Source organism: Adlercreutzia equolifaciens, assembly GCF_029076695.1.
Lineage (GTDB): Bacteria > Actinomycetota > Coriobacteriia > Coriobacteriales > Eggerthellaceae > Adlercreutzia > Adlercreutzia equolifaciens_A.
Genome location: NZ_JARFIK010000007.1, coordinates 1 through 713 on the forward strand (window position 1 = coordinate 1; position 713 = coordinate 713).

Consider the following 713-nt stretch of genomic DNA (forward strand, 5'->3'; position numbering starts at 1 on the left):
TAAATATTAGACAGTAAATATTGTATTTACTATTTGACAAATCATTCATCTTAGACGATAACCTTCCGGCTTTCTACTTCTTATTGAAATTTCGTATTGTTGAGAGAAAATGTCCGGGTGTGAGGAAAGCTTTCTGACTTGAAACGCCCAATATCCACACTTGTTGTTGCGTGAGCAGTGCATTGACAGGGAACGTTCCGAAGACACTTTGCCCAACTTGTTAAGGAACGTAAACAGGAGTGCCTCTGCACGAGTGTTTCCACGTTCCTGTTACAAGTTGTCAACGGGCTGAGGTAAAGCGGGTCCTGCACTGCGATGCAACAACAAGTGTGGATATGGACGCTCTTCTGTCAGAAACACTTCCTGCTGTCGCGATATTTTCACCCCAACAAATACAAATTTACAACTTATTTCTCTCATGCTAAAATCCCATCTTTGACAGTTGGAAAGATAAAAATGGCTACAAACCCAGTAAACATGGGCTCTGTAGCCGTTTTTTATTTCGTAACGATATGTGCTATATTATGATTTTTTTGATTTAATCTGTTTCGTTTCTTTAATGATTGTTCGCATGGAGGCTTTTGTAATGAATTCATAATCCGTTCTAAAGCCGAATGTTTTGTGCAGAGAATCCGTTAATTCTGTTCTTGTGTAGGAAGGAATATAACCACTTGCTGTATTTAGTAGTGTCATTTGCATAGAACGTAATGTCC

The 713-nt window shown here is 39.0% G+C and carries 1 pseudogene; it reads right to left on the reverse strand.

Features of this window, described 5'->3' with window-relative positions:
* Window positions 1-522 precede the first annotated feature (522 nt).
* Window positions 523-713 (reverse strand): annotated as a pseudogene (locus tag PZH32_RS11185) (hypothetical protein); the annotation flags it as partial.